General features: G+C 43.5%; 12 protein-coding genes. 3 read left to right on the forward strand and 9 right to left on the reverse strand.

The genetic code is table 11. The annotated features are described in order from the left end of the window. Positions 1 to 161 precede the first annotated feature (161 nt). Positions 162 to 2,294, reverse strand: coding sequence for a lytic transglycosylase domain-containing protein (locus JMX63_RS02380; protein WP_201570665.1), 2,133 nt, complete (start codon positions 2,292 to 2,294; stop codon positions 162 to 164). Positions 2,295 to 2,640: 346 nt separating this feature from the next. Between JMX63_RS02380 and miaB the strand changes: the two genes are divergently transcribed. Beyond that, entirely contained in the window at positions 2,641 to 4,134 is a 1,494-nt protein-coding gene (gene miaB, locus JMX63_RS02385) for a tRNA (N6-isopentenyl adenosine(37)-C2)-methylthiotransferase MiaB (protein WP_201570667.1), read from the forward strand. 102 nt (positions 4,135 to 4,236) lie between these two features. On the opposite strand, the gene JMX63_RS02390 is transcribed toward miaB, so the two are convergent. From JMX63_RS02390 to JMX63_RS02410, 5 genes are all read right to left on the reverse strand, one after another. Next, positions 4,237 to 4,473, reverse strand: coding sequence for a hypothetical protein (locus JMX63_RS02390; protein WP_201570770.1), 237 nt, complete (start codon positions 4,471 to 4,473; stop codon positions 4,237 to 4,239). Positions 4,474 to 4,605: 132 nt separating this feature from the next. Next, complete coding sequence (locus JMX63_RS02395; protein ID WP_201570669.1) at positions 4,606 to 5,820, reverse strand: RtcB family protein; 1,215 nt, start codon at positions 5,818 to 5,820, stop codon at positions 4,606 to 4,608. 788 nt (positions 5,821 to 6,608) lie between these two features. Next, on the reverse strand, positions 6,609 to 7,337 hold the full coding sequence (locus tag JMX63_RS02400) for a LysE family translocator (protein WP_201570671.1): 729 nt from the start codon (positions 7,335 to 7,337) through the stop codon (positions 6,609 to 6,611). A 170-nt stretch (positions 7,338 to 7,507) separates the two neighbouring features. Beyond that, positions 7,508 to 8,806: an acetylornithine deacetylase gene (gene argE / locus JMX63_RS02405; RefSeq protein ID WP_201570673.1), complete on the reverse strand. Its 1,299-nt coding sequence runs from the start codon at positions 8,804 to 8,806 to the stop codon at positions 7,508 to 7,510. 47 nt (positions 8,807 to 8,853) lie between these two features. Continuing rightward, positions 8,854 to 9,507, reverse strand: coding sequence for a UPF0149 family protein (locus JMX63_RS02410; RefSeq protein WP_057761477.1), 654 nt, complete (start codon positions 9,505 to 9,507; stop codon positions 8,854 to 8,856). Between the two features lie 212 nt (positions 9,508 to 9,719). Between JMX63_RS02410 and JMX63_RS02415 the strand changes: the two genes are divergently transcribed. Further along, positions 9,720 to 10,160, forward strand: a complete 441-nt coding sequence (locus JMX63_RS02415) for a hypothetical protein (RefSeq protein ID WP_057761479.1) — start codon at positions 9,720 to 9,722, stop codon at positions 10,158 to 10,160. Between the two features lie 108 nt (positions 10,161 to 10,268). After that, positions 10,269 to 10,730, forward strand: a complete 462-nt coding sequence (locus JMX63_RS02420; RefSeq protein WP_102091863.1) for a cell division protein ZapA — start codon at positions 10,269 to 10,271, stop codon at positions 10,728 to 10,730. A 77-nt stretch (positions 10,731 to 10,807) separates the two neighbouring features. On the opposite strand, the gene JMX63_RS02425 is transcribed toward JMX63_RS02420, so the two are convergent. The 3 genes from JMX63_RS02425 to glyQ form a co-directional block, all read right to left on the reverse strand. Then, the gene (locus JMX63_RS02425) at positions 10,808 to 11,098 is read right to left on the reverse strand and encodes a hypothetical protein (RefSeq protein WP_227673215.1); all 291 of its coding nucleotides are present in this window, start codon (positions 11,096 to 11,098) and stop codon (positions 10,808 to 10,810) included. 298 nt (positions 11,099 to 11,396) lie between these two features. Then, positions 11,397 to 13,514 carry a glycine--tRNA ligase subunit beta gene (gene glyS, locus JMX63_RS02430; RefSeq protein WP_201570675.1) on the reverse strand — a complete coding sequence of 706 codons (2,118 nt, stop codon included), beginning with the start codon at positions 13,512 to 13,514 and terminating at the stop codon, positions 11,397 to 11,399. Positions 13,515 to 13,523: 9 nt separating this feature from the next. Beyond that, a complete protein-coding gene (gene glyQ, locus JMX63_RS02435) occupies positions 13,524 to 14,510 on the reverse strand; it encodes a glycine--tRNA ligase subunit alpha (RefSeq protein ID WP_180952677.1) in 987 nt (328 codons plus the stop codon). Positions 14,511 to 14,716 lie beyond the last annotated feature (206 nt).

Consider the following 14,716-nt stretch of genomic DNA (forward strand, 5'->3'; position numbering starts at 1 on the left):
AAAGTACTGAAGGATAAAGAATATGAAACTTATCTTAGCCAGATGAGTGCTGCTTGGGCAAATTAGAGTTGATCAATTAACAAGTAGCAAAGCAAATCAGCAGATAAAAATAAACCACTAACAATAAATCATTAGTGGTTTATCAAATACAAGTTCAGCGATTAAAATCCAGCTGGCACCGTACCCATACGCTGAGTAATCGGCTGACCACGACCCAACAGACTGCTATAGATAGTGGCGTTTTCCATTACGTGTTTGACATAGTTACGTGTCTCAGGAAATGCAATCGACTCTACATATTGATCTGCGGCCAGTGAGCCATAAACTGGCTGCCAACGTTTGGCATTATTAGGACCAGCGTTATAGCCTGCGGTTGCCAATACTGGCTGATAATTGAGTTTGCCCAAGATATCACCCATATACCACGTACCATAACGAATATTGGTATCACCGCTGTTAGCACGGCTCGCACTATACGTCTCGCCTAGATTACGAGCGATATATTTTGCGGTATCAGGCATAACTTGCATCAGTCCGCTCGCGCCCACATTTGAGCGCGCAGAGGATACAAAACGGCTTTCTTGACGCATAATACCGTACGCCCATGCTGGATCAATACCTGCTGACTCACTATAACGTACGACTGCGCTTTGATGCGGCATCGGATGCGAAAGTGCGAGACTATCCACCCTATCAGTATTATCAACCGCATAAATCGCTCGATCGAGCCAGCCCATATCATAGGCTTGACGAGCAGCGGCAATAATTAAATTGTCATCACGATTGTCACGAGCTTGCTTCACCGCCCAGTTCCACTCGCGATTGGCATAAGCACGACTAGCTTCAGAGTTGTACAGTGCAAACGCACGGGCAAAGTTGGCATCTTGCATAACGCGCGCGCGATCAGCAGCACTGACATTAGGCAAATTACTACCGCCTAAACGGCTAGCATCAAAACGCTGCCCTATTTTATCTTTTGCCATCAGGCCATAGTAGTCATTACTTTTTGCTAAGTTCTGATACATTTTTTTGGACGTATTACGCTTGCTGCTATCGCTTGACTGCTCATACGCACGAGCTAGCCAATACTGCCACTGGGCTTCTTTTTGCGTTTCGCCGTCCATTTTTGAGATAGCTTCTACCACATCATCCCAACGACCGAAGCGAATCGCTGCCATAGCGTAGTCTTCAGCTTCTTCAAAATTAAAGTCATTGTCCAAACTGTTGCGGAACCAATCCACTGCTTCAGCGTTAAAGCCATCGTCAGTGTTGTGGTTCATACGCTGTACGCCAAGCGTACGATAAGCATAGCGTCGGGTTTCATCATTCAACAATCTGACCGCGCGCTGATTGTCTTGTTTGATATCAAAATCTAACTGTAACGCCGCCTCACGATAAGACTTGTCAGCCATACGGCCGATTGCGTACATATATAGGTATTGATTGGTTTGACTAGCAGGCTCACGACCAAAACGGCTAAAGAAAGAAGACGGATTTAGCTGAATTTCACTGAGCGCCGAATAAGCAATTGGCGTACCAAGGCGTGAGGACAATGCCATAATATCACCTGTCTTGCCTTTACGTAGCATACGCTTGAGACGAGCCGCACGATCTTGATTACTAATTAGCGCGTTGTTGTTCATCTCCATCGCTAGCTGATCGCACAATGCTGGTTGCTTTTTGGTGGTTAGCCAAACATCAGATTTGGCTGCCATAGCACGCATAGTATCACCGCCATTATTAAACCCAAGCGCAACGGCACAGCGTTCACTGGCATCCGCATTGGTAATTAAATTCGCGACTTGACGTACTGATGCATAATCATTCGATCCTGCCTTGGTCTCCGCAAAGTCAGCCACTAATTTCTCAGCCATAACCGTATCTGGATACTGACGCACAAACTGCGAGACCGCCGCTGAACTCTGTGAATTAAGATCTAGATTCATGCGCCAATAAGTTGGATACATAGCAAACAAGCCGCCGCTCATGACTTGCTCATAGTTATAGAGCGCACTCACATCACCGCGGTCTGCGGCGATAGCGGCTGCCATAAATGAGTCAATACTACTGTCTTGCTGATAATCTTGTTGATAGTTACCTTCTTGTTGGTAGCTTTCCTCATCGCCCCACGTCAACTCGGCACAAGCGACTTGTGACACACCAAGTGCACTGACCGCTGTTGCTACGCTCAACGCGCTCAGCCGTAGCGTACCTACTGTGATTCGCTTTGACGCGTGTTTTTGACTGATAGACTCTTTATCCTTGATGCTATGCGCAACACGCAACTTTGTCATACTGACTCTCTTTATGATATCTCTACAAATATGTGAATAACGGTTCGCTAGGTACCGCCAAGGGTATAGCAATCATCATACTATACTCATTGTGCTTTCAACTATCTCCTTTACCTTTTGTTAATAAATAGGACAGCACGGTGTAACATAGAAGTGATAGTGAGCCGCAGTTTTATGAATGGTAATATGAACGACAGTAAATAATTGATACTGCTATGAATTATTTATCATATTGATACCCTATCGCCTGTGCTAATTTTTCACATTGGCACAGGGTTGTGATAAAATACGCCACCTGTTAATCGGCTACTCCGCTATATTTTTGGTCAATCATGGACTTATCCTTATGAGTGTTACTGTATTCAATCCCCGCATCGATGACGATGCTGTTGCTGAGACGACTGTCACCGCACGTGCTGTCACTGCACTCAAAGAAGCAAGTTCAGTCCAAGCACCCGTCGAAAAAGCAGCGACAAAAAAGGTCTTTGTCACGACCCAAGGCTGTCAGATGAATGTCTATGACTCTGGCAAAATGCTAGACGTGCTCGGCGATTCGCATGGTATGGAAGTGACTCATGATATCGATGAGGCCGACGTATTGTTAATGAATACCTGCTCTATCCGCGAAAAAGCGCAAGAGAAAGTCTTTTCAGAATTGGGCCGCTGGCGCAAACTAAAAGAAAAACGCCCTGACCTTGTCATTGGCGTCGGTGGTTGCGTAGCATCACAAGAAGGCGACAACATTCAAAAACGTGCGCCTTACGTCGATATGGTATTTGGCCCGCAAACCTTGCATCGCCTGCCAGAGCTGTATGATCAATCAAACGAACAACGTGAAATTGCGCCTAAAAATCGTATTGGTACGATTGATGTGTCGTTCCCTAGCATCGAAAAGTTTGACTTTTTGCCAGAGCCAAGAGTAGAAGGCTATAAAGCCTTTGTCTCTATCATGGAAGGCTGCTCAAAATATTGCTCATTCTGCGTGGTACCTTATACTCGCGGCGAAGAGTTATCCCGTCCACTTGATGACGTATTGGCAGAGATTGACAGCCTTGCCGCTCAAGGTATCCGTGAAATCAACTTATTGGGTCAAAACGTCAACGGCTATCGCGGCGAAAAAGACGATGGCAGTATTTGCCGTTTCGCTGAACTATTGCACTATGTCTCGCATGTCGACGGTGTTGAGCGTATTCGCTATACGACCAGCCATCCGCTAGAGTTCACTGATGACATCATTGATGCCTATGCACAATTACCAGAGCTAGTATCGCACTTACATCTACCGGTTCAAAGTGGCTCAAACGCTATCTTGGCAGCGATGAAACGTAACCATACAATCGACGTTTATATCAATCAGATTAATAAGCTAAAAACCATTCGTCCAGATATTCACTTGTCGAGCGACTTTATCATTGGCTTCCCTGGTGAAACTGATCAAGACTTCCAAGATACCTTGAACTTGGCGAAAGAGTTGAACTTCGATCACTCTTACAGCTTTATCTACTCTAAACGTCCAGGCACGCCAGCCGCTGAGTTGCCAGATGATGTGAGCTTCACTACTAAAAAGGCTCGTTTGGCTGAATTCCAGAAAGTCATCATTGACTCAACACTTGCCAAAACTCATGAAATGGTTGGTACCACGACTCGCGTCTTGGTTGAACAAGTTGCCAATCGTCATCCTGACTGCTTAATCGGTACGGCAGATAACACTCGTACCGTCATGTTCCCTCATGATGTCGAAAAAATGGATGAGCTATTGGGTAAACTTGTGAGCGTACGTATTACCGATTTCGTCAGTCCACATATGGTAAAAGGTGAGCTAATCGAAGTATTGGCATAGTGGTTAAGATAACAATGGTTAAGTTATAAGTTTGAGTAAAAATAAAAAAAGCCGTTCACTATAATAGCGAACGGCTTTTTTGTGCGTGAATATTAGCCATCATTATTCTGATAACCAATCTGTCCGTCGCAATTGTTGCTTAGTCTCGCGGCGACGTTTTTTTCGGACGATATCGATATCTTCTTTCTCATGAATGCCACCTTTTCTTAACAGTGGATCCAGTGCCAAACAATTACGTGGTTTCACTGCGCCATGTGATGGCTCTGTGCCTACCGCCTGTTGTTGTACCAACTGTCGCTCAATCTGTTTGGCCTTTTTTAAGGTTTGTTTTAAGCTCATATTTTTACCTGTTCTTTGATTTTCCTGAGATACCAATGCCGAAAATCATCTTAGTGAGGAAAAGGAGTGCTAATTGTACATTCAGTACATTAAACGAGTTTGACGATGCTAAGATGATTTGCAGGCTTGGTATTAGCCTTTAATACACATGACTTGTTTTAGCGTATGCACCACCTCAACCAAATCCGTTTGATTGGCCATCACTTCATCGATGTCTTTATAAGCGCCGGGTATCTCATCGATGACACCTTTATCTTTGCGACATTCAACACCTTCCGTCTGCGCTTTTAGCTCATCGATAGTGAATGCTAGTATGGCTTTACCACGGCTCATCTGTCGTCCTGCCCCATGTGAACATGAGCAAAAAGATTCAGCTTCGCCCAGACCACGTACGATAAAGGATTTTGCGCCCATAGAGCTTGGAATAATACCAAGCTCACCTTCATAAGCACTGATGGCACCTTTACGGGTCACATAGACTTGCTCACCGAAATGCACCTCTTCATTGACATAATTATGATGACAATTGATGGCTTCTTTGGTCAGCTGAAACCGTGGCAACCCCGCTTGTGGCGACTGTAATGACTTAATGACTAGACGCATCATCTCACGGCGGTTCTCTAACGCGTAGTCCTGCGCCCAGCCCACTGCTTCGACATAATCAGCAAAACTATCAGACCCTTCGGCAAAGTAAGACAAATCTCGATCTGGCACATGACCAAAGCGCGATTGACGTTCTTTTTTTGCAAGGTTGATGAAATAGCGACCGATACAATTACCGATGCCACGGCTGCCAGAATGCAACATCACCCAGACATCGTTGTTTTCATCCAAGCACAGCTCAATGAAATGATTACCACCGCCCAATGTTCCCAACTGCTTCGCCCAAGTACGCTCAAAACCTTTAAGCATTTTAAGCAAACCCTGGTGTTTATCAGTAATCGGTTTTAGGCGTTTTCCTAGTGGATCAAGTGTTGAGTTTTTGGCTTGAATTTGTTTGTGCATGTTGAAGCCGACTGGCACTTGTTGTTCAACGATCGATCGTAACGACCGTAAACTATCAGGCAGATCGCTCGCCGTCAGGGACAAACGTACTGCGTTCATACCGCAACCAATGTCTACCCCAACTGCGGCAGGAATGATGGCTGACTTGGTCGGAATCACGCTGCCGACTGTAGCGCCTTTGCCAACGTGCACATCGGGCATCACTGCAATGTGTGAATGCACAAACTCTAGCTGGGCTAAATTGCGTAGTTGCTGCATCGCACCTTGCTCAACGTCCGAGGTATAAATCTTGACTGGTACGCCGTGTTTTCGATTTTCGTTTAATACTAATTGAATGCTCATAATTTATTATTTCCATTTTATTATTTTAATAACCATACATTTTTTATCATTACCAGTTTTTATAATTTTTAGACATTACTTATCTATCTCAATTAAACGAAAAATTTAATAAGAAATGAAATTAATAAATTATAAAATTTAGGCAATAAAAAACCGTATTCTTATTAATTAAAAATCAATAAAAATTCATGGTTAATTTATTATGGACATTTTAAAGAAAGATAATATAGATCAGAACCGTCGGCCACAGCGTAAATATTATATGCATAGAAAAGCTTTAGCTAAATCATAGCCTGAGTCGCTTTATTAGCAATAACGGTAAAGAAAAATGTTAGGTAAACAGATGACAGCAAGCGCAATATGGCTTAGTACAATCGCAGAGCAAATTTGGCACAATAGACTTAGAAAAGAGATAGCGCAAGTAGATACAGAAAGCTATTCGTTGATATCGATAGATGGAATATCACTCAATAGCTTATATAAAAACTTAGCCAAACCTTTTCGAAGGTGTCATTGCTGTCATGTGGTTTACACATTTAATCTTTAAAAACGTCTTGGTAGTTATATAGGACACGATGATTCCTCCATAGGTTGTGGCTAATATCATGGCGACAATAGCAGATTAATTGAAACGATTTATCGCTTATGAAAGATAAACGATATAAATCAATGAGCCAATAATAACGATTTAAAAATTAAAGTCAATAATTAATTTGGCTTTTATAGAAAATAATTTAATAAACGTGTGTTTAATTAATCACTTTAATTTGAAATCTTATCGGTAGTTTTTAAGCTATAAAACTATTTAACACTTCAGCCAATAAAGCAGCAGCGATAATTATAAATATCACCCCACAACCACGATTGAGCCAAGCTAAGCGATTACCAACATCGAGCCAGCTTGCCAGCTTTTTACCACCTAGCGTATATACGATTTGCCAAATTGTTTCGCTCATGAATAGACCAATGGTCAATAGAACATATTGTGGCCATAGTGGCGCACTGAAATTGATAAATTTAGGGAAAAATGCCGCAAAGAACAAGATAGCTTTCGGATTAGACAGTGACACCCAAACACCCGTACGAAACAAGGTTTTGTTGCTCGGCGCTATTCTAGTAGCAGCACTAGATAGTGAACGCGGCTGTGGTGTACTGGGTACGCCGTCAGTGGCAGCATAGTCTGCTGCTACCTCGGCACTCAACTCTTTAGCATCGCTCATCAAGCTACCATCGCCAGCATCGCGCCAAGAGCTGATACCCAAATAGATTAAGTATGCCGCACCCACGGCCTTGATAATGGTCAGTAGCCACGGAGACTGGCGACTGATTACATCCAAGCCAAGCAGTGTCGATAGCAGTAGTACAAACAAGCCAAGGCTTAGACCTGCCAGCGTCCATAAGGTTCGTTTGATACCATAGTTCATGCCATACTGAAACGCCAGCAGCATATTAGGACCAGGGGTCGCTGAGATAAAAAACGTACTTGCGAAAAACACTGCAAACAGATGCCAAGACATCAACCCACCCCTACTTTGTCATGTGTAAATGGTTCTAATACGAAAGGCTATACGACTTAAATATGCGACTTAAAAATAAACACCGCCATTAAGACGGTGTCACTTATACCTATATGTCAAAAAAGTCTCACAAAAATTCTTAAAGGAACGACACGCCTTCTACTGAATAACTATGACTGCATGGACGGCTGAGTCGTACAGCTATCTAACAGCTTCTTTAAGAATGCATCACAGCGTTCAATTTCGATGAGTTCGACATACTCATCCGCTTTATGCGCCTGTTCAATACTACCAGGACCGCAGATAATCGTTGGGATGCCTGCATTGGTAAACTGACCGCCTTCAGTCGCGTAAGCCACTTTATGACGCTCATCATCTCCTGTCAGCGCAGCGATTAGTGATTGTAGCTCAGCACTATCGTCATCTGTCATTGCTGGGACGCTTTCTTCTTGCATCAGCTCAATGCCAGTTTCTGGCGCGCGCGCTTGCATTTGCGCATTTAGCTCAGCGATTTTTACCTGAATAGGCGCTAGTATATCGTCTTGCGTCATGTGCGGCAGGTTACGATAGTCAAAAGTAAACTCGCATAGGTTGGGTACGATGTTGGTCGCTGTACCACCATGTATGGTACCTACTGACAATGTCGAATAAGGCACTGTAAATAATGCATCCCCGTCTTCTAAAGTGTCATCACGAGCGCTCAGCTCTTCAGCAAGCGTATCTACATAGCCGACCAATCTGCTAGCGTAGCTAATAGCATTGACACCTTGTGCAATTAATGAAGAATGCGCCGACTTGCCATGTACACGGCAACGATAAACTGCGATGCCTTTGTGTGCAACCACCATAGCCATATTGGTCGGCTCACCGACGATACAATAATCAGGCGTGATACCGCGTGCTTTTAGGTCTGCCAAAATCAATGGCGCACCCAAACAGCCAACCTCTTCATCGAACGACAATGCCAAATGCAATGGACGACGTAGCTGACCACTGTTCGATAACTGCACGGCTTGCGGCAATACCGTTAGCGCACAAGCGATAAAGCCCTTCATATCACACGCACCGCGACCATATAGCTTATCACCACGTATCGTCGCCGTAAACGGCTCTGAAGACCACGCTTGTCCATCGACAGGTACAACGTCGGTATGGCCTGATAAGACCAGACCGTTATTAATAATATCAGCGTTTTCACCAGCTGGTACGGTCACAAACAAGTTAGCTTTAGTCTCAGCTTCATTAAAGGTCAAATCTACCGTCAAACCCAACTGCTCACAATAAGACTTTACATCATTAATCAAAGCCAAATTAGAGTGGCGACTGACCGTATCAAAGGCGATAAGACGTGTTAGCCAATCGAGACTCTGAGTAGGATGCTCAGCACTTTTCAGCTGGACATCGCTGCTACTATCAACGTTATCGCTATTACTGACGTTGTCGCTATTACTACTGTTATTTTGGATCATAAAATATCCTTACTACAATTTTCAGAACTATGATGTGTCAGAGCTGCTTACGATGGATTATTATGATTCATCACATCCACCACTGGCGGCATTGGTTTTGGTAGCTTACCTTCTGCCTGTAGCTCTTTGGTTGTTTTGGCATCGATAGACAAACCCGCGATGAGCGCGATATCTTTGACAGCCTTACGCTTACGCGTAGCAAAGCTTACGGGTACCATACGAGCAAATTCATAGATATAAAGATAAGACTCTTCGCCACCTTCAAAATCTTCATCATCTTCGAGACGAATTGCGCCAATCTTAGCCAAATCAGATAGCATCTCGTTTTCTTCACTGGTCAAACCACAATCAGTAATACCAAAACCGGTCATAAAACCGTTTGCCCACTGTTTCAACGCCATCACGCGCTCGTATAAATCATGTTCATCATCTGGGATGAGCGGCATATACGCGTAGGCATCATCTTTGTCTTTTAGCTGAAAAACGATGTCTTCCGCTTCTTCTGTCAGCAAGGTCAATGCAGGCTCTGGTAATGGAGCAAAGCTAAGCTCTTCAAACACCTTAGCCCAAGTTGCTTCGTCAGGCGCATTACAAGCCGTCATAAGCCCTGTCATCATGCCATGCACTTCGCTAATAGACACGTCAGTCCAATCATCAAACGCAGTCAGCCAAGTATTCCAGCCAGAGATATTATCATTCATAATAGATGTCCTAGTAATTGATTACTGCTCATAAAATAAAAATAGTCGCGATAAAATGTCATGGACAAATCATCGATAAATAAAAGTGAAAAGGCAAAGCCTGATGCTTGTAATTACTTTGTTGATATAGATATTATGCGGTCACCTATGGCATTATTAAATGCAGCGAACAAAATTCATTCACGCTTACTTGTTAAGGATAAAAACTGACTATGTATGATCAACTTAGAATATTAGAAAAAATGGTACTCGACATCAAAAAACAGTATCAGCTTGTCAGTGCTGAACTTAGCAGCTTAAAACAACACCCTGTTACTGATTCAAAAGAATTTGCCGCCCTAAAAACCAAATTAGATAACAGTCATAACGAACGTGACGGTGCCAAAAAACAACTGAACGATCTCGACAAGCGCTATCAGAGCCTTGCAGAAGCGCACCATATGATCGGTGAAGAACAAGACAAACTGCAAAAACAGATCAGCCAACTACAACAACAAAACAGCGAGCTGCAACAACACAATAATGAGCTAAAGCAGCAGTATAGCGATATCAAACAACAAAACAGTGAACTGCAAAAGAAGAACCAATTGGCAGCCGAGCGTACGCAAGTCGTATTACAGCGCCTAACCCGTATCGATCAAGCAGAAGGCTAACGTTTTCTTGTAGCAGATAGCAAAGACGTACTGTTTATTCAACTGCCAAATGCTGTTTGTAAAATCTGATATCACTCATTTCACTGACCAGACATTGTAGGATTTATCATGACCGATGACCAAAGCAAATCGATAGAAAAACAACTAAAAAATACTCAAGCGCCAAGTGTGCCAGTAACAAGCGCGCCAGTACCAGCGCAAAAAACGACACCAGCAGCATCAAATATATCAAGCGCCATGGCACAATCTAATACCAAAACACCTAAAGCGCCAGAACCACAAATTAAAAAAGTTGATATTGCGATTGCTGGGGTTACTTATCCAATCTTTTGTCCAGTACATGAGCAAGAAGAGCTACTGTCAGCGGTTTCGTATATTAACAACTATGCGCTCGATCTAAAAAGAGATGCGCCAAGCCTCAGTCAAGAAAGCATACTGGTACTGTGCTGCTTGAACCTATATGAAAAAATCCATGCCAATCAAAGAAGTGATGAAGATCGTTTGCAGAAAGACAAACAGTCTGAGGCATTGCTGAATAAAATCATGAAAGATGCTCATTCTATTCTGTAGATACATCGTACTGTATTAAACTCATAAGCGCCTAGCCAATAAAGTTAGGCGCTTTTTTTGGTCAATCATTTATCTAATTATGCATAAGGCGTGTAGGTCTTGCCTGCATGAAAGTCTGCCTGATGCTCATAATTGCAAAAGAACAACTCTTGGTTCGCTTCAACATCGCCATTGGTAGCTGTACTTGATTTAGTTTCGAGTACGCCGCGATATTCAGCCAAGCTGTTGCCACAAAAATTACACTGACGCGGAGTGGTCACATCTCCTTCTTTTGGCATCATGCTTTTAGGTGCGCGCGGGTACATAAACTTATAAAAAGCCCACATTGAAGCCCAGATAATAAGGATGACAATAATAACAGCAAACACGGCAGTGCTCCTTCGATTACGGGTAAACGCAAGAAATAACGAAATCTATTAAATAAGATTATTTAATACGTTTTGATAGCATAAATTTTACCGTCAATAATAGCGATAATACAATGCCTTTACCGTTTAATTGCTGATTGCGCTAACTGACTGATTATATCTAACGTATAGCTGTATGAGTAAACCAGTCAACTGTATAACAAAAAAACCTGGCCACGATAAGCCAGGTTTTTTATCAAAAGTAACCGTCAATTTAAAACAACAATCAGGTTAAAGTAACTATCAGGTTTTAGCAGGGTTACAGCTGTAGCTCACTGATATCAGCTACCGTCAAGAACAAGGCGCGAACCTGCTTTAGTAATGCCAAGCGATTGTTTTTAAGCGCAGCATCTTCACTGTTGACCATTACTTGATCAAAGAACTGTGTCAGCGGCTCATCTAAGCTAGCCAGCGTTTGCAATACTTGCGTATAGTCCGCTTGCTCAAGCAATGGTTGTACCACTGTCTGCGCTTGCTGCACGTTCGCATATAAGTTTTGCTCAGCAGATTCAGACAGTAGCGCTTCATCGACTGTATCAGCCACGCTCACTTCTGACTTGGCCAATATATTAGCAACACGTTTGTTTGAATCAGCCAACATCGACGCTTGTGATAGCTCGCTAAATGCTTGCACTGCACGGATACGCTGATCAAAATCAAGCGGCATATGTGGGTTAATCGCTTGCACTGCTTGAATCGTATCGACGCTAACGCCCTGCTCTGTATACATCGCACGGTAGCGCGAGTTTAGGAATGCCATGACTTGGGTAAAAGTATCGCTAATACTCAAATCCATAGTCTTTTCTTCATTGATAAGCTTTGTTGCATTCTGTCTGCCATAGTTTTTAATAGCTTCTTCGACAAGTGCTACCAAATTAATCGATAACTGCTTTTCGATTAAAATACGCAAGATGCCAATAGCAGAACGACGTAAGCTAAACGGATCCTTTGAACCCGTCGGTGCTTGGTCAATCGCAAAAATACCAACCAATGTATCCAAACGATCCGCTAAGGCTAAGCAAATGCCAATCGGTGTCTGTGGTAATACATCGCCACTGAATTTCGGCAGATACTGCTCTTCTAAACTGGCTGCGACCGCTTCAGGCTCATCGTTTAGGCGCGCATAATAAGTGCCTGCGATACCTTGTAATTCAGGATATTCGCCGACGAGCGAGCTGGCTAAATCTGCTTTAGACAAAATGCCTGCACGTACGGTTTCATCAACATTGATATCGTGACCTTGCTGCTGCATCAACGTGGCGATGAATGCTGCCAGCTTGGCAATACGCTCAGATTTCTCCCAAATCGTACCCAATTTATCTTGGAATACACGATTTTTTAGGCTTTCTGTGAGTGCAAACAATGGCTGCTTTTGATCTTGCAAGAAGAAAAACTCTGCATCAGCCAAACGTGGACGCACAACTTTTTCATTACCTTCGATAATCTGGTTAGGATCTTTTGATTCAATATTGGTAATAAAAATGAAATACGGCTGCAGCTTGCCAGTTTTATCAGTTAAGCAAAAATACTTTTGATCCGCTTGCATGGTCGAGATAAGCGCTTCTTGCGGTACTTGTAAAAAGCGCGCTTCAAAGCTCGCTCGTAGCGCAATTGGAAAATCGACCAATGCGGTGACTTCGTCTAACAAATCTTGCGGTACGATGGCATCAGAATTAACTTCATCTGCCAATGCTTTAACTTGGTTTTTGATCAGCATTTGACGCTTATCAAAATCTGCTACTACTTTTAGACCACTTAGTAATTCTTCATAATCATTAGCATGGGCAATATTGTGATAATCAGGGCTGTGGAAGCGATGACCACGCGTTTGCGTACCCGTCTGACGACCTTGGATAGTGGCATCAATGACAGTATCATCCTGCATCAATACCGCCCACTGTACGGGACGCACAAACTCGTTACGGCTAGCACCTGAGCGCATACGTTTGGCTATCGGCAAATTATCTAGCGCAGTTTGGAAAATAGCAGGCAGTAACTCAGTTGTCGCTTGACCACGGATAATCTGCTCAAAACCGACATAGTCACCTTTGTCAGTATTAATCGTCGTAAGCTCGCTAGCTTCAATACCCAAACTTTTAGCAAAACCCATCGCCGCACGTGTTGGGTTGCCCTCTGCATCAAACGCCGCTTTGATTGCTGGTCCACGTTTTTGTTCTGTGCGATCAGGCTGCTTATCGCTAATACCTTGAATCTGAATGGCCAGACGGCGCGGAGCAGCAAAGGCTTTGATACTATCAAAGGTAATATCTGCTGCCGTCAATTGCTCAGTAACACTGGCTTGTAGTGCATCACGTAATGGTTTTAGGCTCTTTGGAGGTAGCTCTTCACACCCCAGTTCAAATAGAATAGTACTCATGGGATGCTCCTATTTATCGTTAGTAGATTGGTTAGTGTCAGTATTTTCTTTTGCCAAGCTGTCTTTTGACACGTCTTCTTTTGGCAAATACTTATCAAGCGCGGCTTGGCGATGCTCTTCATCAGCCAATGGGAAGCCCAATTTGGCACGAGCTTCGACATAACCAAAGGCAACCTTACGAGCAAGCGTACGCACACGTAGGATAAAACGCTGACGCTCAGTCACTGAAATAGCGCCGCGTGCATCAAGCAAGTTAAACGCATGAGATGCTTTTAATACCATCTCATAAGCTGGCAATGGCAATCCTGCATCGACCAATTTGTCTGCTTGTTGCTCATAAAAATCAAACATCTCACCCATCATTGGCACATCAGCGTGCTCAAAGTTGTAGGTAGACTGCTCGACTTCGTTTTGATGAAAGACATCGCCATATGTGACACGGCCAAACTCACCATCTGCCCAGACCAAATCATAAACGCTATCGACGCCCTGTACATACATAGCCAAGCGCTCAAGTCCGTACGTGATTTCGCCAGTGACTGGGAAACATTCAATACCGCCGACCTGCTGGAAGTACGTGAACTGCGTGACCTCCATACCGTTTAACCAGATCTCCCAGCCCAATCCCCACGCACCAAGTGTTGGCGATTCCCAGTTGTCTTCTACAAAACGCACATCATGCACCAATGGATCAATACCAATGGCTCGTAGTGAGTCCAAATACAGCTCTTGGATGTTCGGTGGGTTTGGCTTTAATACGACCTGGAACTGATAATAATGCTGCAAACGGTTCGGGTTATCACCATAGCGCCCGTCAGTAGGACGACGTGATGGCTGTACATAGGCCGCATTCCAGCGCTCAGGACCTAATGAGCGTAAAAACGTCGCGGTATGAAAAGTACCTGCACCGACCTCCATGTCGTAGGGCTGCAATACAACGCAGCCTTTATCGGCCCAATAATTTTGCAAAGTTAAGATTAAATCTTGAAAAGTCATCGGTTGAGAGTCTTTATCTTGGGTCATCGGGTTTATCGCTTGGGATGTCATAGTTTCGGTTTTCATAGTAAAGCCACTGTGAAATGAGTATTATTAAATAAATCTCTGATAGCGCTCGCGCGACCTATTCGGCAACGACTCTATCTGCCTGCTCACCTTACTAAAAATTGACTATTTTATCCATATTTACATCAACTAAATTTGCA

Source organism: Psychrobacter nivimaris (genome assembly GCF_904846365.1).
GTDB classification, from domain to species: domain Bacteria; phylum Pseudomonadota; class Gammaproteobacteria; order Pseudomonadales; family Moraxellaceae; genus Psychrobacter; species Psychrobacter nivimaris_B.

Bases quoted from the DNA above. Each gene is read 5' to 3' on its own strand.
- miaB (WP_201570667.1), top strand. From the start codon at position 2,641: ATGAGTGTTACTGTATTCAATCCCCGCATCGATGACGATGCTGTTGCT.
- JMX63_RS02390 (WP_201570770.1), bottom strand. From the start codon at position 4,473: ATGAGCTTAAAACAAACCTTAAAAAAGGCCAAACAGATTGAGCGACAG.
- glyS (WP_201570675.1), bottom strand. From the start codon at position 13,514: ATGAGTACTATTCTATTTGAACTGGGGTGTGAAGAGCTACCTCCAAAG.
- JMX63_RS02415 (WP_057761479.1), top strand. From the start codon at position 9,720: ATGTATGATCAACTTAGAATATTAGAAAAAATGGTACTCGACATCAAA.
- JMX63_RS02395 (WP_201570669.1), bottom strand. From the start codon at position 5,820: ATGAGCATTCAATTAGTATTAAACGAAAATCGAAAACACGGCGTACCA.
- JMX63_RS02420 (WP_102091863.1), top strand. From the start codon at position 10,269: ATGACCGATGACCAAAGCAAATCGATAGAAAAACAACTAAAAAATACT.
- JMX63_RS02410 (WP_057761477.1), bottom strand. From the start codon at position 9,507: ATGAATGATAATATCTCTGGCTGGAATACTTGGCTGACTGCGTTTGAT.
- argE (WP_201570673.1), bottom strand. From the start codon at position 8,806: ATGATCCAAAATAACAGTAGTAATAGCGACAACGTCAGTAATAGCGAT.
- JMX63_RS02400 (WP_201570671.1), bottom strand. From the start codon at position 7,337: ATGTCTTGGCATCTGTTTGCAGTGTTTTTCGCAAGTACGTTTTTTATC.
- JMX63_RS02380 (WP_201570665.1), bottom strand. From the start codon at position 2,294: ATGACAAAGTTGCGTGTTGCGCATAGCATCAAGGATAAAGAGTCTATC.
- glyQ (WP_180952677.1), bottom strand. From the start codon at position 14,510: ATGACTTTTCAAGATTTAATCTTAACTTTGCAAAATTATTGGGCCGAT.